This is a genomic window from Bacillus sp. AK124 (assembly GCF_053903085.1).
Genome location: NZ_CP096378.1, coordinates 1082714 through 1101487, shown reverse-complemented (window position 1 = coordinate 1101487; position 18774 = coordinate 1082714). Strand labels below are relative to the sequence as shown.

Below are 18774 nucleotides of genomic sequence, written 5' to 3'. Positions count from 1 at the left end.
TTTCACATCACAAACAGGAGGGGAAACGATGAAAATTGCGATATTTACGGACACTTTTACACCGGATGTGAACGGATGCGCCAGAACGCTGAAAAGGTATACGGATTATCTTGAAAAAAACGGGATGCCCTATAAAGTATTTGCGCCGGAAAGCACGCATGAAACACAATTTTCGAGCCGCATCCGCCGTTTTACGAGCATGCCGTTCTTCTTATACCCCGAGTGCAGAGTCGCTCTTCCTAATCTCATCAAAATGAAATCAGAACTCCGCGAATTCAATCCCGATCTCATTCACATCGCGACTCCTTTTAATATCGGCCTGGCAGGGCTCAAGCTTGCGAAGAAATGGAACATCCCTGTCGTAGGCTCTTACCATACCGATTTTGACCAGTACCTCTCATATTATGATCTTCAAATGTTTTCCAAACTATTATGGAAATATATGCACTGGTTTCATAAAGATTTTCGAAAAATTTTTGTCCCTTCGCGCGAAACGTTTATGCAGCTCAAAGCCAAACAATTCAGGAACCTCTCCATCTGGAAGCGCGGCGTGGACTGCTCGCTGTTCAGTCCGGCGCATCAAACCGAACACATCCGCAAGCGATACGGCATAAAGGAAACCTATATCCTCAGCTATGTCGGAAGGCTTGCACCTGAGAAAGATTTGGAGACGCTGCTCAAGATCGCAAGTCACCCCAATTTGAAAGATGGCGTCCACTGGCTGATCGCGGGAGACGGCCCGTTAAAAAAAGAGCTTGAGAAGCGGGCTCCCCTCAATATGACTTTTGCCGGCTATGTCAAAGGAGAAGAGCTGGCAAGCATTTATGCAAGCTCAGATTTGTTCGTCTTTCCTTCTCCGACGGAAACCTTCGGAAATTCCGCGCTTGAAGCGCTCGCCTGCGGGACGCCTGTTATCGGGGCAGATTCCGGCGGCCTGAAAGACTTTATACAAAACGGAAGAAACGGTTTTCTTTCCGAACCTGGAAATCCGGATGCATTCACCGAAAATATATTGCGCGTCCTCTCCAATGTGCCGTTAAAAAAACGGATGTCATACGATGCGAGAAGCTATGCCCTTACCCAGTCGTGGGAAGTGATTTTTGACAATCTCTTCTCCGAATGTGAACGTGTGCTAGCAGATTTATCAGCTGAAAAACCGGCATAAAAAAAGAAGGTTTTCGATTAACGAAAACCTTCTTTTTTGACTTAAACGATAATGACTTCTTTTGGCTGATGGTTCAGTTCTTCCGGTACAAAGCGCTTTTCAACGAAAATGCTGTGCCAGATCATAAAGATGAGAACCGTCCAGATTTTGCGGCTGTTATCCGCTTTGTTGGCGCAGTGGTCTTCAAGAAGCTGAAGCACGTAATCTTTATGGATATATGCGTCTGTCTCGCTCTCTTTAATGATGTTCACGGCCCAGTCATGCATTTCGTTTTTCAGCCAGTGGCGGATCGGCACAGGGAACCCTAGCTTTTTGCGGTTTAAGACATGATCTGGAACGATGCCTTCCGCCGCTTTTCTAAGCAGATATTTTGTCGTGCCGTTTTTCGTTTTCAGCTCTTCCGGAATTTTGGAAGCCGCTTCAAATACGACTTTGTCCAAAAACGGAACGCGGAGTTCCAGTGAATTGGCCATCGTCATTTTGTCGGCTTTCAGCAAAATGTCACCGCGCATCCATGTGTGGATATCGACATACTGCATTTTGTTAATTTCGCTGTAGGACTTGCTTTCTTCAAAATATGGCTTTGTCACGTCACAGTAAGAGAGGTTGCTGTCATACTGGCGAAGAAGTTTTGATTTCATGCCTTCTTCAAAAATCTTTGCGTTGCCGATATATCTCTCTTCAAGAGGTGTACAGCCCCTCATTAAAAAGCTTTTCCCTTTCATTCCTTCCGGCATCGCTGAAGCTACGTACAGAAGCATCTTTTTCAGCGGGGACGGAATTCGTTCAAACGGCTTTAATGAAAGCGGCTCCCGGTAAATATTATAACCGCCGAACAACTCATCTGCTCCTTCTCCGGACAAAACAACCGTAACTTGCTTCTTCGCTTCCTTCGCGACAAAATACAAAGGAATTGCAGCAGGGTCTGCCAACGGATCATCCAGATGCCAGACGATCTTTGGAAGCTCGTTCATATATTCTTCAGGGGAAATGATCGCGCTGAAGTTCTCCACGCCGACCCTATCAGCGGTTTCTTTCGCAACGTCAACTTCGCTGAAGCCTTCATGTTCAAAGCCGACAGAGAACGTTTTTAAGTTGGGATGAAATTGCTTTGCCACCGACACGATAAAAGAAGAGTCGATGCCTCCGGAAAGGAAGGAACCTACAGGTACATCGCTTCGCATATGGACTTTTACGGAATCAAAGATCGCGTCTCTTACTTCCTGAACAAGCTTGTCTTCTTCGGTCTGAACAGGCTTGAATTGAACTTTCCAGTATGTTTTAAATTGAATATCCTCGCCCGGGCGGACAGTAAACTGATGGCCCGGTTCTACTTTTTGCACCTTTTTGTCAAGCGTCTCAGGCTCTGGTACAAATTGGAATGACGTATACTGCTGAAGCGCTTTTTCATTCAATTCCAAATCGGCATCAACAGCCATCAGGCTCTTTCTTTCTGACGCAAAATAAACATGGCCGTCCGTTTTCGTAAAATAGAGCGGCTTAATGCCGAACGGATCGCGCGCTCCGTATAGGAGCTGTTCTTTTTTATCCCAGATTAAAAAAGCAAACATTCCGCGCAGCTTGGAAGCAGCTTCCTGTTTGTAGTGGCGGTAAGTCGCAAGCAAAACTTCCGTATCTGAATCGGTTTTGAACTCGTATCCTTTTGAAATAAGTTCGTCTTTCAGTTCTATATAGTTATAGATTTCTCCATTAAAAATAATCCAATAGGAATCATCTTCATAAGACAGAGGCTGTCCTCCGTTTTCCACATCGATGATGCTGAGCCTTCTAAATCCGAAGCCTACATGCTCATCATGATAGTACCCATCATCGTCCGGACCGCGGTGTACAATCATTTCATTCATTTGTTTAATCAGTTCTTCCTGGGCTGCTGTCTCGGATGATGGGCGATGATTGAATACCCCTACAAATCCACACATAGTATTGCCTCCGATTTTTTAAATTTCGTGCAGAAATCAAAGTCTGCTTCTTGATTAGACAAGTGTTTAAAGAAAAACGTTTCACATCCGCCCGCTTTTTGCCATCGAAAAACAAAGCCGCTTATGAAAGCGGCTATGCGGTTGTTATTCTCCTAATGCATCTTTCTTCAGCTGATCTGCTTTGTCTGTGCGCTCCCAAGGCAGATCGAGGTCGAGGCGGCCGAAATGTCCGTAAGCTGCCGTTTGTTTGTAAATCGGACGGCGAAGATCGAGCATTTTAATAATGCCGGCAGGTCTTAGATCAAAGTTTTTGCGAACCACTTCGATCAATGTTTCTTCACTGGCTTTGCCTGTACCGAATGTATCGATTGAAATGGATACCGGCTGTGCGACACCGATCGCGTAGGCAAGCTGCACTTCACAGGAATCAGCAAGGCCTGCGGCGACGATATTTTTCGCTACATATCTCGCAGCATAAGCTGCAGATCTATCAACCTTTGTCGCATCCTTACCGGAAAACGCTCCGCCGCCGTGACGGGCATATCCGCCATAGGTGTCAACGATGATTTTGCGTCCTGTTAAACCGGCATCCCCCTGCGGTCCTCCGATAACAAAACGGCCCGTAGGATTAATGAAGTACTTCGTGTTTTCATCGATCAGCTCTTTTGGCACTACCGGGTTGATGACATGCTCTTTCAGATTGCGCTGAATTTGTTCAAGCGAAATCTCAGGGTGATGCTGAGTCGAAATGACAATTGTATCGATGCGAATCGGCTTGTTGTTCTCATCATACTCAACAGTTACCTGTGTCTTTCCGTCCGGACGAAGATACGGCAGAATTTCCTCTTTGCGGACTTCTGTCAAACGGCGAGACAATTTATGAGCAAGCGAAATCGGCAGAGGCATAAGTTCCTTTGTTTCGTTGCAGGCAAAACCGAACATTAAACCTTGGTCTCCGGCTCCGATCGCTTCAATTTCAGCGTCGCTCATTGCTCCTTCACGCGCTTCAAGCGCCTGGTCGACTCCCATTGCAATATCTGGCGACTGTTCATCTATAGACGTTAAGACCGCGCAAGTTTCGGCATCAAAACCGTATTTTGCACGTGTGTAGCCAATTTCTTTAATCGTTTCGCGGACTGTTTTCGGAATATCGACGTAAGTGGACGTCGTGATTTCACCGCTTACCAGCACCAATCCGGTTGTCACAGATGTTTCACAGGCAACGCGGGCATTCGGATCTTTCTTTAAAATTTCGTCTAATATACTATCCGAAATCTGGTCGCAAATTTTGTCCGGATGTCCCTCCGTAACTGACTCTGATGTAAATAACCGACGGTTTTTGCTCATTTATGTTTCCTCCTGTATATGAAGATCAGCCGTGATCTTAAGTATGATACGGATCTCGTCCCTCTTGATTATATGACGATACTCGGGCTTCATACGCTCTCGTTTTGAAACAATTTCCATATGCTATTCTTGACGAGATTCTAAGTCAAAATTCCTCTTAATAGAATTTTTCCTGACTGGCTGCCCGGCTAGACCTTTCACGTCCTGTGAAAAACGCCCAGTACCTTCCTCCTGCTTGATACTCGGCTAAAACCTTTCACGTCCTGTGAAAAACGCCGAGTACCTTCCTCCTGAAGGCAGTTTTTTTAGCAATTTTTGGATCTCGATTTATGCAATAAAAAAACCTTTTCCTATTCGCTGAGGAAAGGGTCTGGTATTGCGTGCCTTTCACTCTTATCGCTCAAGGTATTGAACACCTTGCATCAGGTTAGCACCGTAGTTGTCTCAGAAACTGTTTTTTTCCATTAATAAGAGAAACCGGTTGCTGGGTTTCATTGGGCCTGTCCCTCCACCAGCTCGGGATAAGAGTATCCGCTCAATGAAATATCTTATCTTAAAATGGCTTGTTATGTCAATATCGGCCGCAATAAATTTAAACTTGTCTTTCGAGAAAAAACCCGAACGAAAAATGAAGAAACGGTATAGACTATAAGAGTAAATGTGTTATACTAATTCTACATTAATGTTATACACATTAAAAAACACGCAAAGGAAGGTTTTTTATGAATTCTGTAGATTTAACAACTGACTTACAAACGTTATTAATGGGCGAAAACGTTCAGCTGAACTTGTCCGTTCCCCTTTTGGTTGAAAAAGTCCTTGAACGCAAAGAAGGAGTCTTAACATCTTCCGGAGCCGTGCGGGCTACAACCGGTACATACACCGGCCGCTCGCCAAAAGACAAATTCATTGTGGAAGAAGCGAGCACAAAGGACAAAATCGATTGGGGCGCAGTAAACCAGCCGATTTCAGAAGCCGCCTTTGACCGGCTGTACACAAAAGTGCTCAGCTATTTAAAGGAACGCGATGAATTGTATGTATTTGAAGGGTTTGCAGGAGCAGACGAAAAATACCGGCTTCCGATTACAGTTGTCAACGAGTTCGCCTGGCACAACCTGTTTGCAAGACAGTTGTTCATCAGACCTGAAGAACATGATAAAAAACCTGAAGAACAGCCGTTTACGATTCTTTCCGCTCCGCATTTCAAAGCCGATTCGCTCATTGACGGGACCAGATCTGAAACATTTATCATCGTGTCGTTTGAAAAGCGTACGATTTTAATCGGAGGCACCGAATATGCCGGCGAGATGAAAAAATCGATTTTTTCTATTATGAATTATCTTCTTCCTGAACAAAACATTTTACCGATGCACTGTTCGGCAAACATTGGCGAGGAAGGCGGAACAGCTCTCTTCTTCGGATTGTCAGGCACAGGCAAAACGACGCTTTCCGCCGATCCGAAACGGAAGCTGATCGGTGACGACGAACACGGCTGGTCCAGCACAGGCGTTTTCAACATTGAAGGAGGCTGCTACGCCAAGTGCATTAACTTAAGCAAAGAAAAAGAACCGCAGATTTACAATGCGATCCGCTTCGGTTCCGTTCTTGAAAATGTCGTGGTTGACGGCAAAACCGGGGAGCCGGACTATTCCGACGCATTCTATACGGAAAACACGAGAGCGGCTTACCCGATTGATGCGATTGACAACATCGTCAAGCCGAGCATCGCAGCACACCCGCAGACCATTGTATTTCTGACGGCAGATGCTTTCGGCGTGCTTCCTCCGATCAGCAAGTTAACGAAAGAACAAGCCATGTATCATTTCCTGAGCGGATATACAAGCAAGCTCGCCGGCACCGAACGCGGGATCACCGCTCCTGAAGCCACATTCTCGACCTGCTTCGGTTCCCCGTTCCTTCCGCTCCCTGCACATGTGTACGCTGAAATGCTCGGAAGAAAAATCGATGAACACGGCGTCAGCGTCTTTCTCGTCAATACAGGCTGGACCGGCGGCGGATACGGAACAGGGGAAAGAATGAGCCTCGCTTATACGAGAGCGATGGTTCAGGCTGCGATAGAAGGAGAACTGGATAACGCCGAAATGAAGACTGACCGCATTTTCGGACTTCATTCACCGGTCCATGTTCCGGGTGTGCCTGATCAAGTGCTTGACCCGGCTAAAACTTGGACAGATGAAAACGAATACGAGGAAAAAGCGATCCACTTGGCGAATGCATTCAAAAAGAATTTCAAAAAATTCTCTAATACCGAAAACATTGAAAAAGCCGGAGGACCGCTCGTATAACTCAACCCGCTTGCAGCAGCGCAGGTATTCTGCGCTGCTGCAGTTTATTAAAAATCCGCTTCGCCTGTCAGCGGCCGATGCCATTTTCTGGACAATGATTAAAACGACAATCAAGCACGGCCTGTGATAAAACGCTTCCAATTCGCGGCTGTTATTATTTGAAAATACAGACTTTTTTTATTTTTAACAAAAGAAATCTTTCATATGATAATATGATAAAAACATTTGTATATATCAGGAGGACACATCTATGAAATTTGGATTACTGCCGAGAATTATGACGGCAATTGTTCTTGGTGTTATCGTCGGAAGCTTTGCTCCGCTTTGGTTTGTCAAAACAGCCGCTACTTTCAATGATATTTTTGGAAACTTCATTAAATTCGTCATTCCTTTTATTATTATCGCTTTTATTATTCCCGGCATCGGACAAATCGGCCGCGGCGCCGGAAAAATCCTTGGCATTACAGCAGGTATCGCCTACACGTCAACCATTTTTGCCGGCCTCCTGGCGTACCTTGTCGGATCAAATCTTCTCCCCGCGATCATTTCCGGCCATCAGCTGCAGGAATTTAAAAATCCGGAAGAAGTTTTGCAAGCAGGATTTTTCACCATTGAAATGACGCCGTTTATGAGCGTGATGAGCGCACTGATTTTTGCTTTCATCATGGGAATCGGAATCGCTTATCTGCCCGGAAAAACATTAAAAAACGCATTCGATGAATTTCAAACGATCGTTGAAAAGCTGATATCATATATTATTATTCCGTTACTGCCTGTTCATATTTTCGGTATTTTCACCAATATGACGTTCGGCGGTCAGGTGCAGACAATCTTATCCGTATTTGCTAAAGTTTTCGTGATGATTATCGTGCTTCACCTCGTCATACTTTTGATTCAGTACTCCGTTGCGGGCGCTGCAAACGGCAGAAATCCGCTGTCGCTGTTGAAAATCGTGGCGCCGGCATACTTCACTGCGCTCGGCACACAATCGTCAGCGGCAACGATTCCCGTCACGTTGAGACAAGTCAGAAAAACGGGAGCAAGCCAAAAAGTGGCTGACTTCGCCGTTCCGCTCCTGGCCAATATTCATTTGTCAGGTAGCACGATTACACTGACGAGCTGCGCAATGGGCGTAATGATTCTAAACGGTCAAACACCGACTTTTTCGATCATGATGCCGTTCATTTTAATGCTTGGCGTCACAATGGTCGCAGCGCCCGGTGCCCCGGGGGGTGCCGTTATGGCCGCGGCCGGACTGCTGCAGTCGATGCTCGGCTTTAATGAAACCAGCGTATCATTGATGATCGCACTTTACCTTGCTCAGGACAGCTTGGGTACAGCAACGAACGTGACAGGAGACGGCGCTCTCACCATGCTGATTCACAGGCTGACTTCCAAAAAAGGAATCGGAAAAGAGGAAGATGTGCCTGCATAATACAGAAAAGCCAAGGACGCTATCCGCGCCTTGGCTTTCTTTAATTCGTCGAATTTAATGATACGAGCCTGTATGTTAAATGAGTCCGTCCGTCTGACCATTCAAGGCGCTCCGCCTGCGCGGTGCCGGTAATGTCGCCCCGCTTAGTCTTTCTGACTTCAAGCGGCACATGAAGAGGGTAAACCCGATAACCTTCTTTTTCAAGTGTAAACACATTTTCCTCAACCCGTGTTTCTTTTCCTTTTGTCACAATCATTGTATTAAATTCAACTGGCATTCCCACCTAAAGTCCCCCTCCCTTTCTCTTTTCTTTTAGTTTACCATAACTTGTCCAAGGCCGGCTTTTCATCCATTGAGACAATTCTCTTACAATCCGCCTATTTTCCCGCGGAGGAAAATAGTGGGTATATCGACTGAAATACCACGTATCCACAGACTTGTTTCTTTGCAGAAGTTCGCGTTCTAGACGCCGCGCATGCTCGATGGAGACATTTTCATCGTTTGCTCCGTGGATCAAAAGCACGGGCGCTTCGATCTTCTCCAGCTCGTCAAAAGGCGTCCTCCATTCGTACGCTTCAGGAACCTTTTCAGGCGTCCCGCCGATGACCCGCTTCATCATCCGCCGCAAATCTTTGCGTTCGCGATAGGTCATAACCATATCGCTGACACCGCCCCAAGACACAAACGAAGCTGCAGCTTCTTTCATTTCGATTGCCGTTAAGATACCCATGATCCCGCCGCGGGAAAAGCCAAAAATGTGTACGCGTCCGTCTTTTACCAGGTCATGCTTCTGCAGAAGACGAAAAGCGGCAAAAGCATCTTCCCGGTCATCACCCGCAAAGTCTTCATCGCCTTCTCCTCCTTGATTGCCTCTGTAAAACGGAGCAAGAACGACAAAGCCCTGTGAAGCGAACTGGACGATTCGGCCCGGTCTGACCATCCCGACGTTTTTAATTCCGCCGCGCAAATACAAAAATCCGTCATAATGTCCGGGAGCGGCCGGTTCCGCCAAGAGCCCCTTAACCTTGAGTCCTTGTGAAAGGTATGTGCCGGAAAACAGACGCACCTTTTTGTTCGGCGATGGAAACCTTCTTTTTTCTAACCACATTCGTCACGTCACCTCTTTTTTAATCCGCAGCTGCCTCTCACACCTGTTTAGTATATAACATAAACTATTTTATGCCGAAAATAACCGAAATCAAAGGAGGGAAATCGGTTTGAAGCGTTTCTTTTTTACCATATTATCCTTCATTATGATGCTGTTTATCCTCGCTTCATGCGGCGGTCAAAAGCCCGAAAAGATCCGTCTCGCGGAAGTGACCCGTTCCGTTTTCTATACGCCTTTATATATCGCCTTGTCTGAAGGTTTGTTTAAAGAAGAAGGCCTTGATGTTGAACTGAAAACGACATGGGGTGGAGATAAAACGATGACTGCCCTTCTGTCAAACGGTGCCGATATTGCGCTTGTCGGCTCGGAAACGTCAATATACGTGAATGCCCAGGGCGCAAGCGATCCGGTGATTAATTTTGCACAGCTTACCCAGACGGACGGAACATTCCTCGTCGCCAGGAACGATGCGGGGCATTTCAGCTGGGATGATTTGAAAAACAAAACGTTCCTTGGCCAGCGCAAAGGCGGAATGCCGCAGATGGCGGGCGAATTTGTCCTGAAACAGAAAGGCATTGATCCCAAAAAGGATGTGGACCTGATCCAAACGATTGATTTCGCGAATATCGCAAACAGCTTTGCATCTGGTACAGGCGATTATGTTCAATTATTTGAACCCCAGGCCTCCATTTTTGAAAGAGAAGGCATCGGCCGCATTGTCGCCTCCTTCGGAAAAGAATCGGGCCGAATTCCATATACGACATTCATGGCTAAACAAAGCTACTTAACAAAAAACGAAGAAGCGGTCGAAAAGTTCACCCGCGCGGTTTACAAAGCGCAGCAGTGGGTAGAGACGCACTCTGCAAAAGAAGCTGCCGAAAGCATTCAAGATTATTTTAAAGATACCGAGCTTTCAATCATTGAATCTTCAATCGAACGGTATAAACAACAACGGTCTTTTGCCCTTGAGCCTGTTTTGGCTGAAAAAGAATGGAACCAGCTTCAAACCATCATGGATGAAGCCGGCGAGCTGCCGAAGCGCACCCCTCATCAAGAGCTGGTCAATACAAAGATCGCCGAAAAGGTCACAAAAAATCACTAGGAGGTGGCCGCAGTGTCTTTTTTGCAAGTTCAGGATGTCACACATACTTACTTTTCATTAAAGGAAAAAACAGCAGCGCTGGAAAACGTCAGCATTGAAGTCGAAAAGGGCGAATTTGTTTCGTTTCTCGGCCCAAGCGGATGCGGCAAAACAACACTTTTATCGATCATCGCCGGCATCGTTTCCCCCACGGAAGGACGCATCTTGGTGGAAGGGCGCACGCCTGACGAAGAGGATCGGCACATCGGTTATATGCTCCAGCAGGATTATTTATTTCCCTGGAAAACCATTGAGGAAAACGTCTTAATCGGTTTGCATATTTCCAAAAAATTCGGACCGGAAACAAAGGAGACCGCTCTCGGCCTGCTGAAAAAATTCGGGCTTTACGAGGTTGAAAAAAAGTATCCAAAAGAGCTCTCAGGCGGTATGAGACAAAGGGCGGCGCTTGCCCGCACACTCGCTGTCGACCCCGATATCCTCCTGCTTGATGAACCTTTTTCAGCCCTTGACTATCAGACAAAACTAAACCTCGAAGATTTGGTGTTCAACACGTTAAAGACGTATCAAAAAACAGCGGTGCTCGTGACTCATGATATCGGTGAAGCGATCGCGATGAGCGATCGGATATTGCTATTTTCAAAGCAGCCGGGCACCATCCATAAAACATTTGCCGTTCCTGAAGCGATCAGGAAGCTGACACCGTTTGAAGCGAGACAGGAACCGGAATTTCAGCCCCTCTTTCAGAACATATGGAAGGAGCTCAATGACCTTGAATAACAAACATCTGAAATCAAAAATTGACTTCCTTCATGAGGATTTTTTAAAGGAGCAGCAAGCCGAAAAAAGGCGGGTCCGCTTTTATCAAATCGTGATTTTCATCGTTTTCTTTTCACTGTGGGAAACCGCAAGCCGTCTGGCGTGGATCGATCCGCTGATCTTCAGCTCTCCTTCAGCCGTCTGGGCGCTTTTCCTCGAAAAGATGGGAGACGGATCATTGCCGGGGCATATCGGTGTCACCGTATTTGAAACCATCCTCGGCTTTCTGGCCGGAACATTGCTTGGAACTTTTCTGGCCGCCCTCCTATGGTGGTTCCCGAGGCTCTCCAAAATATTGGATCCGTATCTTGTCGTCTTAAATGCGATGCCGAAAGTGGCGCTAGGCCCCATTCTCATCGTGGCGATCGGCCCCAGCTTGACGAGTATTATTGCAATGGGCGCCATCATCAGCGTTATCATTACGACAATCGTCGTCTACACGTCCTTTCAAGAAATCGATGAAAACTATTTAAAAGTCATGAAAACATTCGGTGCAACGAAACGCGAGATTTTCAAAGAAGTCATTCTGCCCGCTTCCATTCCGACAATCATATCTACACTGAAGGTCAATGTCGGCTTAAGCTGGGTCGGCGTCATCGTAGGAGAATTTTTAGTGTCGGCTCAAGGCCTCGGCTATATGATCATCTACGGCTTTCAAGTCTTTAATTTCAACCTCGTCATGCTGAGCCTCCTGATCATCGCCGTCTTTGCAACATTGATGTATCAGGGTGTCGAGCTGTTGGAAAGAAAGTGGATGAAAGGCAGAGTATAACATGAAAAAACCCTGCAAATGCAGGGCTTTTTATTTGATGATGCCGGCCTTTTTCAGCTTTTCAAGACTGATCGTCAGGACGGAATCTTTCATTATAAAACTGTAATTTCTGTTTTTAGCGATATCTTTCGGGAGGCTCTTCAGCAAAACAGGGCCATTTGTCTCATAGTATGTCTGCTGTTTTTCGATCTTTTCGATATCGGCAAAATAAATATTTTTGACGATCACTTTCTCTCTGCCAAGAACTTTATATTGTCCGAGATAGGTCAGCTTTCTTACGACAGCGCCTGTTTCTTCCTTTACTTCCCGCAAAGCCGCTTCCTCAGCATTTTCGCTTGGTTCGACTTTGCCGCCTGGGAATTCACGGCCCCTGTCTTTATGATTTGTCAACAGCCATTGATCTTCGTAACGGCAGATCACCCATACATGCTTTGGTTCTTTTGAAAAAGGTTCCTTTTCAAAAGAAAGCTGAACCGTATTACGGTAAAAATCTTTAAATTCGTACATCCTAATCCCTCTTATCCGTTTCCTTGCTTCTTCCACTCATCATATCATATATTGGTTCTTTCGGTAGAGTTTTTGTCCAGTTCAGCTCAGTAATTTTATCGTTCCCTCGGGAACTTCAGTGTCCATTTCTGAGTGAGAAGGCAGCAAGGCTGGGTAACTCCGTGCTTGATGGTGCTTCGTTTAATCTGCTGAATTGAGTTCAGCAAGGCCGTTTTCACTGATAAACGACTTGGTTTCTTCATTGCCCAGACGGTAAAGCATCGAGTAAATGTCTTTGCGCAGTTCGTCCATTTTGTCATTTGCACTGTCATAATGGTATTCGACTGCCGGCACGTGAGCTCTGAAAAAGTTTATCCAGTCTTCTGAATACAGCTGATCAAAATATTCCCTTAATATAATGATGTCATCATCTGTCGCTGAAATTTGAAATTCCCACGGGGAAGCGTCTGAGCTCTGTGAAATCATTCCATCTTGCACCGAAACATAGTATGTCCTTTTTTCCAAAGCCAATCATCCTTTTTCGTGTTAGTATGACCAGTTGTGTTAAAATGTTACGGCTTTCCCCGGAGTTTTTCCTTTATGGTATTTAAAATATCCAATAACATCTGCGGCACGGGGATTCCTAACGAATGAGCCGTGCTTATGATTTGAAACGCTTCATATAAAATATAAAACATAATAGAAAAATCGCGGATCGAACTGCCTGTTTGCAGCATCTGATCAAAAAGGTGGGCAACGGATATAAGAAAGAGCGTCACCAATTTTTTCGCCAGCCTTGTAAACAGCCTCTTCATTGTAAAGCGATCTTCCACACATTCGTTCAAGCTTTTGCTGACAAATTCAATTCCCATGAGCGTTATTAAGATCATAAATAAATATTCGATTCGGCCAAACAAAAATCCGATGGCTGATAAACCGATTGTAAAGAGCGAAAAGATGCTTAAGTCCTTAAACATATGCTTCAACATCCTTTCAAAAAAGACTTTTCATAGCTTATCCTATGAAAAAAGACTTTGAAAGGCTTGGATGAATTGTTTGACAATTTCTAAAAAAGGCTTTAAAAAGAACGAAAATAAAAAAAGCTCAGGCATTGCCCGAGCTATTCTTACCCTAAGTAGGCTTTCAGCATCCAGTTGTGTTTTTCGATCGATTGATGAATCGCGAGCAGCATGTCTCCCGTCGTTTCATCATTGACTTCATCGGCAAGCTCCATTCCGCTTTTCAGCTCCTCAGCCACCGTTAAAAAGTCATTATAAATATTTTGCACCATTTGTTCAGCAGACTCGCTTCCGTCCGCTTCTTTAATCGCGGACATTTCCAGGCATTCCTTCATCGTTCCGACCGGGGAGCCCTGTATAGCCAAAAGGCGTTCAGCCAAATCATCGATATGCTCTGCAGCTTCTGTGTAAAGTTCCTCAAATTTTTCATGCAGCGTAAAGAAATCTTTCCCTTTCACATACCAATGATAATTATGTAGCTTTACATATAGAACGGTCCAGTTTGCGACTTGTTTGTTGACGGTTGCTTTCAATTTTTCAGACATAAGGTCGTCCTCCTTTTCGTTTACTTTTGATTTACCCGTTTAGCTTGTGCAGGAAACATTTCTTTTACTCTTTATCATGATTTTCTTTGCCTGATATGGTAAACTGTTGGAAAAAGCTATTCGGAGGTAAGTGATGATCCTCTTTTGGATTATTGTAGGAATTCTGATTACAGGCGCCGTTCTGGCCGTATCGCTTGTCACAACATCAAAAGCTTATGACTACAAGCATGAAGTCGATCCCCTTCCGTCGCGGGAAGAAGAACAGCCTCATCAGTGATGGTGGGCTTCTTCTTTTTCATCTTCTTCAGTCACATCCGTTGCTTTCCCTACCTTAATGTCTGCAACCGGCATTGTATGCTGTTTTTTCGCCGTGACATGGACTTGAACTTTGTAATGGCCATCTTCAGGAAATGCTTTTTCAATGCTGTATACGCCTTTTCCTTCATTCTTCGCTTTGATTAGCTCGCTATCTTCCTTGCTCCCGGCCTTCCAGCATTCAAACTCCACATCATCGGCATCTGCAACAGGCTCGTCCCCATAGCGCACGGTCGCTTTTATGACAGCCTTTTCATTTTTGGCCGCCGCTTCTGGAGCCGCCAGTTTTGCCGTCAGCACTTTGGGCTCCTCATCCGATGCCGCCTGCTTGTCCCCCTGGCTGCAGGCTGAAAGACCGACTGCTAAACATAAGAGAATAAACCATTTTCCCAAACGCATCCTATCACCCTTCTTCTATGATATGTATTACAATATAAAGTGTAGCAAAGTTCAGGGATATATGGCATTATTTTCTTTGTGAACAAAAAATGAAAACCGGCTCTTTTCTGAGCCGGTTTTTTTCAAACGTTTTATCCAAACACTTTGAGCAGATCTTCTTTATTTTGCGAAAGCCAAAAACGCATCATGCGCTTTGCGCCCTCTAGATCGTGAAGCTTTGCCTGGCCGCACTGTTTTTCGTTAGCCGCCGGAATTTCAGTCACTTCAACGGCTTCTTTGAACGTATCCTCAAGCAAATCAACGATTTCTTCCACTTTCGGTTCACCGCTCACCACCAGGTAATAGCCTGTTTGGCAGCCCATCGGCGAAATGTCGATAATATCAAAGTGGTCATATTTTTCCGCATACGTGCGGATCGTAAATGCAAGAAGATGCTCCAAAGTATGAATTGTATCAGGTTTCATCGCCTGTTTATTCGGCTGGCAAAAACGGATGTCAAACTTGTTGACGACGCCGTCCGATCCCACTTTATGGACGCCGCAGTGTCTGACGTAAGGCGCTTTTACTGCATTATGGTCAAGTTCAAAACTTTCAACTGAAGGCATGGTTCCTCTCTCCCCTCTAATCGGTCTTTTTGTATTATATCATACTTTACCGATAAGTTTTCAGGTCAATGCTTTTCCTTTTTATGAGTTTTTTGCTTATATTATAATAAGATCAAAACAAAAAAGGTGCGAAAAACATGAAAACCTTATTCCTGCTGCTCATCCGCTTTTATCAAAAATGGATATCACCGGCTCTTCCGCCGACATGCCGTTTTTATCCGACATGCTCCAATTACGGCCGTGAAGCGATCGAAAAGCACGGCGCATGTAAAGGCGGATGGCTCACCATTAAGCGGATTCTGAAATGCCATCCGTTCCATCCCGGCGGGATAGATCCCGTTCCGGAAAAAAAGCAAAAGGATTAACGCTCTTCCGGATATCCGTTGACAATAAGATCCAGTCTGCCTGTTTCCGGATTGATGACAAGTCCGTGAACAGGTACTTCCTCCGGCATCAGCGGATGGTTTCGAATCACGCTTACACTATCCCTGACGCTGTCCTCTACAGAATCAAAGCTTTTCAGCCATTGTTCAAAATCGACGCCGGAGTACTCAAGCGTCTCAATCCGTTCTTTTGGAATGCCTCGCTTAACGACTTTATCCAAAAAGCTGTCGCAGCTCAGCTTGCTCATTCCGCAGTCATGGTGGCCGATCACGCATACTTCATCAGCGTTCAGTTCGTATACCGCAACGAGAATGCTCCGCATAATACTCCCGAAAGGATGAGCCACGAGTGCACCCGCGCTCTTAACGATCTTCACGTCCCCGTTCCGCATATTCATGGCATGAGGAAGCAGCTCGACAAGCCTTGTGTCCATGCAAGACAGAATCACCATTCTCTTATCGGGAAACTTGCTTGTTTGGTATTTTTGATAGTCCTGCCGCTCAACAAACTGTTGATTGAACTGTAGAATGTTCTCCAAAAGTTTCATGGCTCATTTCCTTTCTAAACGCTTTTTATATCTAAATATAACATATTTCTTGTATTTTTTTCATAAGTCAAGTAAGATTTCCATTGTGCAAATCGAAATAATTACGTTTTAAAGGAAGTGAAAACATGATGCAAAACCTGATTCCTGTCACTGTTTTAAGCGGCTATCTCGGGTCCGGGAAAACGACGCTGCTGCAGCATGTCCTGCATGAAGCGCACGGCATGAAAATCGCCGTGATCGTCAATGACATGAGTGAAATTAATATCGACGGCTCCCTCGTGAAAAAAGGGGATCTTATCCGCACGGATGAAAAGCTTGTCGAAATGCAGAACGGCTGCATTTGCTGTACGCTGAGAGACGATCTGCTCATCGAAGTCCAAAAGCTGGCGGAGAACGGCGGAATCGATTATATTCTCATCGAATCTTCCGGTATCAGCGAGCCGATTCCCGTTGCCCAAACCTTTACTTACAAAGATGAGGAGCTGGATATTGATTTAAGCAAATATTGCAGGCTTGATACAATGGTCACCGTCGTCGACGGCAGCCGTTTTTTTGAGGACTTCGCTTCGGGGGAAAGCCTTTTGGAACGGAAACAAGCGGCAGATGAAACAGACAGCCGTGAAGTGGCCGATCTTTTAATTGAGCAAATCGAATTTGCCGATGTCCTCATTTTGAATAAAACTGATTTACTCAATAAAGAAGAGCAAGAAAAGCTTTTCTGGTCTCTGACAAAACTGAATCCGGACTGCAGAATCATTTCCTCGACATTCGCAAAAGTACCGATTTCGGCCATCATGAATACGAAATCGTTCGATTTTGAAAAATCGAGTCAATCAGCGGGGTGGATCAAAGAACTGAATGAAGAGCACACACCTGAAACAGAGGAATTCGGAATTTCTTCCTTCGTCTATCAAAAACAAAGGCCTTTCCATCCTGAAAGACTGAAGCGCTGGCTTGAAAACTGGCCGCCTCATATTATCAGAGCAAAAGGCTTCTTCTGGCTTGCTTCTCGAAATGACACAGCAGGCCTTCTGTCCCAGGCAGGCTCTTCTCTGATGATCCAAAGCGCAGGCCCCTGGATTGCAGCGTCTCCCGAGGAAGAACAAAAGCTCGCGTTTGAAGAGGATCCCCATTTAAAAACGGACTGGGATGAAACATACGGAGACCGGAAAACGGAAATCGTTTTTATCGGCATTGACATGAATCAGGAAGACGTGATCCGCTCCCTGGATCAGACCCTTCTTACAGATAAAGAAATGAATTCAGACTGGTCGGCCTTCCATGATTCACTGCCTGAGTATATTTAACTATCATTTCCTCTTTTCAAATCGTAATTATTACGATACAATGATACAGGACCATTAAATCGGAACCATTACAGTTTTTCATTGAGAGGAGAAATACCATGAAAAAAACATTCGGATTAGCATCTGCATTCATTCTTGCTGCCGGATTAGCAGCCGGTTGTTCAAGCAACGGCACTTCCAGTGAACAAAAAGAAAATAAAGACACGCTGGATATCTATACAACCATTTATCCGCTTGAAGACTTCACCAAAAAGATCGGCGGAGAATATGTGAACGTCAAAAGTGTTTACCCGCCAAACGTTGAAGCGCACACTTACGAGCCAAGCTCAAAAACGATGGCGGAAATTTCCGACTCGGATGCCTTTATATACTCTGGAGTCGGTGTAGAAGGATTCGCAGACAAAGCTGTAAACACATTAAAAAACAGCAACGTCAAAATCGTCAAAGCCGGAGAGGGCATTGACCTTCTGTCACGTGAAGAAGAAGGCGAACACGATGACCATGCACATGAAGAAGAACATGGTGACCACGATGAGCATGCTCACGAAGAAGAACATGAACACGGAGAAGCCGAAGGCCATGATCATCATCACGACCATGGAGATCATGACCCGCACGTATGGCTTGATCCTGTCCTTGCTGAAAAAATGGCCGAAAACATTAAAGACCAACTAGTAAAATTAGATCCGGAACACGAAAAAACGTTTACGAAAAACTATGAGTCTCTAAAAAAAGATTTGGAGCAGCTTGACAAAGACTTTAAACAAACCGTTGACAAAGCTGATAAAAAAGAAATTCTCGTCTCACATGCCGCCTACGGCTACTGGGAAAAACGCTACGGCATTAAACAAATAAGCGTTCTCGGCCTTTCGCCTACTGAGGAACCTTCACAAAAGCAGCTTGAAAACATTGTTAAAACAGCGAAAGAACATAATATTAAATACGTCATTTTTGAAAGCAATGTCAGCAGCAAAATCTCCGAGATCATCAAAAAAGAAATCGGAGCCGAAAGTCTGACGATGAAAAACCTTGAATCTGTAACAAAAGAAGACATTGAAAGCGGCAAAGATTATACTACCATCATGAAAGAAAACCTGACCGTCTTGAAAAAAGCTTTATCAAACAAATAACAAAGATCAAGCGCATGAGACCTCATGCGCTTGTTTTTTTTATATG

General features: G+C 45.1%; 21 protein-coding genes and 1 riboswitch. Of the genes, 10 read left to right on the top strand and 11 right to left on the bottom strand.

Annotated elements, in window-relative coordinates:
* Nucleotides 1–28: 28 nt before the first annotated feature.
* The gene (locus M1E06_RS05535) at nucleotides 29–1165 is read left to right on the top strand and encodes a glycosyltransferase family 4 protein (RefSeq protein WP_020452668.1); all 1137 of its coding nucleotides are present in this window, start codon (nucleotides 29–31) and stop codon (nucleotides 1163–1165) included.
* A 41-nt stretch (nucleotides 1166–1206) separates the two neighbouring features.
* Here the strand turns inward: M1E06_RS05535 and asnB are convergent, their stop codons facing one another.
* A complete protein-coding gene (gene asnB / locus M1E06_RS05530; RefSeq protein ID WP_020452669.1) occupies nucleotides 1207–3105 on the bottom strand; it encodes an asparagine synthase (glutamine-hydrolyzing) in 1899 nt (632 codons plus the stop codon).
* A 144-nt stretch (nucleotides 3106–3249) separates the two neighbouring features.
* Nucleotides 3250–4452 carry a methionine adenosyltransferase gene (gene metK, locus M1E06_RS05525; RefSeq protein WP_003184586.1) on the bottom strand — a complete coding sequence of 401 codons (1203 nt, stop codon included), beginning with the start codon at nucleotides 4450–4452 and terminating at the stop codon, nucleotides 3250–3252.
* A 390-nt stretch (nucleotides 4453–4842) separates the two neighbouring features.
* Nucleotides 4843–4980, bottom strand: a riboswitch (SAM riboswitch).
* A 194-nt stretch (nucleotides 4981–5174) separates the two neighbouring features.
* Here metK and pckA point away from each other — a divergent pair.
* A complete protein-coding gene (gene pckA, locus M1E06_RS05520; protein WP_216904378.1) occupies nucleotides 5175–6758 on the top strand; it encodes a phosphoenolpyruvate carboxykinase (ATP) in 1584 nt (527 codons plus the stop codon).
* A 250-nt stretch (nucleotides 6759–7008) separates the two neighbouring features.
* Nucleotides 7009–8193, top strand: coding sequence for a dicarboxylate/amino acid:cation symporter (locus M1E06_RS05515; protein WP_020452671.1), 1185 nt, complete (start codon nucleotides 7009–7011; stop codon nucleotides 8191–8193).
* Between the two features lie 40 nt (nucleotides 8194–8233).
* Here the strand turns inward: M1E06_RS05515 and M1E06_RS05510 are convergent, their stop codons facing one another.
* Nucleotides 8234–8476, bottom strand: a complete 243-nt coding sequence (locus M1E06_RS05510) for a DUF2584 domain-containing protein (protein ID WP_009329422.1) — start codon at nucleotides 8474–8476, stop codon at nucleotides 8234–8236.
* Entirely contained in the window at nucleotides 8477–9301 is an 825-nt protein-coding gene (locus M1E06_RS05505) for an alpha/beta hydrolase family protein (RefSeq protein ID WP_216904376.1), read from the bottom strand. It abuts the gene before it with no gap.
* 145 nt (nucleotides 9302–9446) lie between these two features.
* Between M1E06_RS05505 and M1E06_RS05500 the strand changes: the two genes are divergently transcribed.
* The 3 genes from M1E06_RS05500 to M1E06_RS05490 are packed head-to-tail and all read left to right on the top strand — an operon-like array spanning nucleotide 9447 to nucleotide 11991.
* Nucleotides 9447–10403 carry an ABC transporter substrate-binding protein gene (locus M1E06_RS05500; RefSeq protein ID WP_229029934.1) on the top strand — a complete coding sequence of 319 codons (957 nt, stop codon included), beginning with the start codon at nucleotides 9447–9449 and terminating at the stop codon, nucleotides 10401–10403.
* Nucleotides 10404–10415: 12 nt separating this feature from the next.
* A complete protein-coding gene (locus M1E06_RS05495; RefSeq protein WP_020452675.1) occupies nucleotides 10416–11180 on the top strand; it encodes an ABC transporter ATP-binding protein in 765 nt (254 codons plus the stop codon).
* The gene (locus M1E06_RS05490; protein WP_031304951.1) at nucleotides 11167–11991 is read left to right on the top strand and encodes an ABC transporter permease; all 825 of its coding nucleotides are present in this window, start codon (nucleotides 11167–11169) and stop codon (nucleotides 11989–11991) included. Before M1E06_RS05495 ends, M1E06_RS05490 begins: the two co-directional genes overlap by 14 nt.
* Nucleotides 11992–12021: 30 nt before the next feature.
* Here the strand turns inward: M1E06_RS05490 and ytkD are convergent, their stop codons facing one another.
* The 4 genes from ytkD to M1E06_RS05470 form a co-directional block, all read right to left on the bottom strand.
* On the bottom strand, nucleotides 12022–12498 hold the full coding sequence (gene ytkD / locus M1E06_RS05485; RefSeq protein ID WP_020452677.1) for an RNA deprotection pyrophosphohydrolase: 477 nt from the start codon (nucleotides 12496–12498) through the stop codon (nucleotides 12022–12024).
* Between the two features lie 180 nt (nucleotides 12499–12678).
* Complete coding sequence (locus tag M1E06_RS05480; RefSeq protein WP_020452678.1) at nucleotides 12679–13002, bottom strand: hypothetical protein; 324 nt, start codon at nucleotides 13000–13002, stop codon at nucleotides 12679–12681.
* A 47-nt stretch (nucleotides 13003–13049) separates the two neighbouring features.
* A complete protein-coding gene (locus M1E06_RS05475) occupies nucleotides 13050–13454 on the bottom strand; it encodes a phage holin family protein (RefSeq protein ID WP_020452679.1) in 405 nt (134 codons plus the stop codon).
* 149 nt (nucleotides 13455–13603) lie between these two features.
* Nucleotides 13604–14041, bottom strand: a complete 438-nt coding sequence (locus M1E06_RS05470; RefSeq protein WP_003184609.1) for a Dps family protein — start codon at nucleotides 14039–14041, stop codon at nucleotides 13604–13606.
* 133 nt (nucleotides 14042–14174) lie between these two features.
* On the opposite strand from M1E06_RS05470, the gene ytzI reads away from it, so the two are divergent.
* On the top strand, nucleotides 14175–14318 hold the full coding sequence (ytzI, locus tag M1E06_RS05465) for a YtzI protein (protein ID WP_020452680.1): 144 nt from the start codon (nucleotides 14175–14177) through the stop codon (nucleotides 14316–14318).
* On the opposite strand, the gene M1E06_RS05460 is transcribed toward ytzI, so the two are convergent.
* Nucleotides 14312–14755, bottom strand: coding sequence for a FixH family protein (locus M1E06_RS05460; protein ID WP_020452681.1), 444 nt, complete (start codon nucleotides 14753–14755; stop codon nucleotides 14312–14314). The two genes, ytzI and M1E06_RS05460, sit on opposite strands and share 7 nt — an antisense overlap.
* A gap of 131 nt (nucleotides 14756–14886) precedes the next feature.
* Nucleotides 14887–15360: an S-ribosylhomocysteine lyase gene (locus tag M1E06_RS05455; protein ID WP_020452682.1), complete on the bottom strand. Its 474-nt coding sequence runs from the start codon at nucleotides 15358–15360 to the stop codon at nucleotides 14887–14889.
* Nucleotides 15361–15497: 137 nt separating this feature from the next.
* Here M1E06_RS05455 and yidD point away from each other — a divergent pair, with 137 nt between their 5' ends.
* Nucleotides 15498–15725 (top strand): membrane protein insertion efficiency factor YidD, encoded by a 228-nt coding sequence (gene yidD / locus M1E06_RS05450; RefSeq protein ID WP_020452683.1) that lies wholly within the window; start codon nucleotides 15498–15500, stop codon nucleotides 15723–15725.
* Here yidD and M1E06_RS05445 read toward each other — a convergent pair.
* Nucleotides 15722–16291: a beta-class carbonic anhydrase gene (locus M1E06_RS05445; protein WP_020452684.1), complete on the bottom strand. Its 570-nt coding sequence runs from the start codon at nucleotides 16289–16291 to the stop codon at nucleotides 15722–15724. The genes yidD and M1E06_RS05445 overlap by 4 nt on opposite strands.
* Before the next feature lie 125 nt (nucleotides 16292–16416).
* Between M1E06_RS05445 and M1E06_RS05440 the strand changes: the two genes are divergently transcribed.
* Complete coding sequence (locus tag M1E06_RS05440) at nucleotides 16417–17598, top strand: GTP-binding protein (RefSeq protein ID WP_020452685.1); 1182 nt, start codon at nucleotides 16417–16419, stop codon at nucleotides 17596–17598.
* A 98-nt stretch (nucleotides 17599–17696) separates the two neighbouring features.
* A complete protein-coding gene (locus M1E06_RS05435) occupies nucleotides 17697–18728 on the top strand; it encodes a metal ABC transporter substrate-binding protein (protein ID WP_020452686.1) in 1032 nt (343 codons plus the stop codon).
* Nucleotides 18729–18774: the final 46 nt, after the last annotated feature.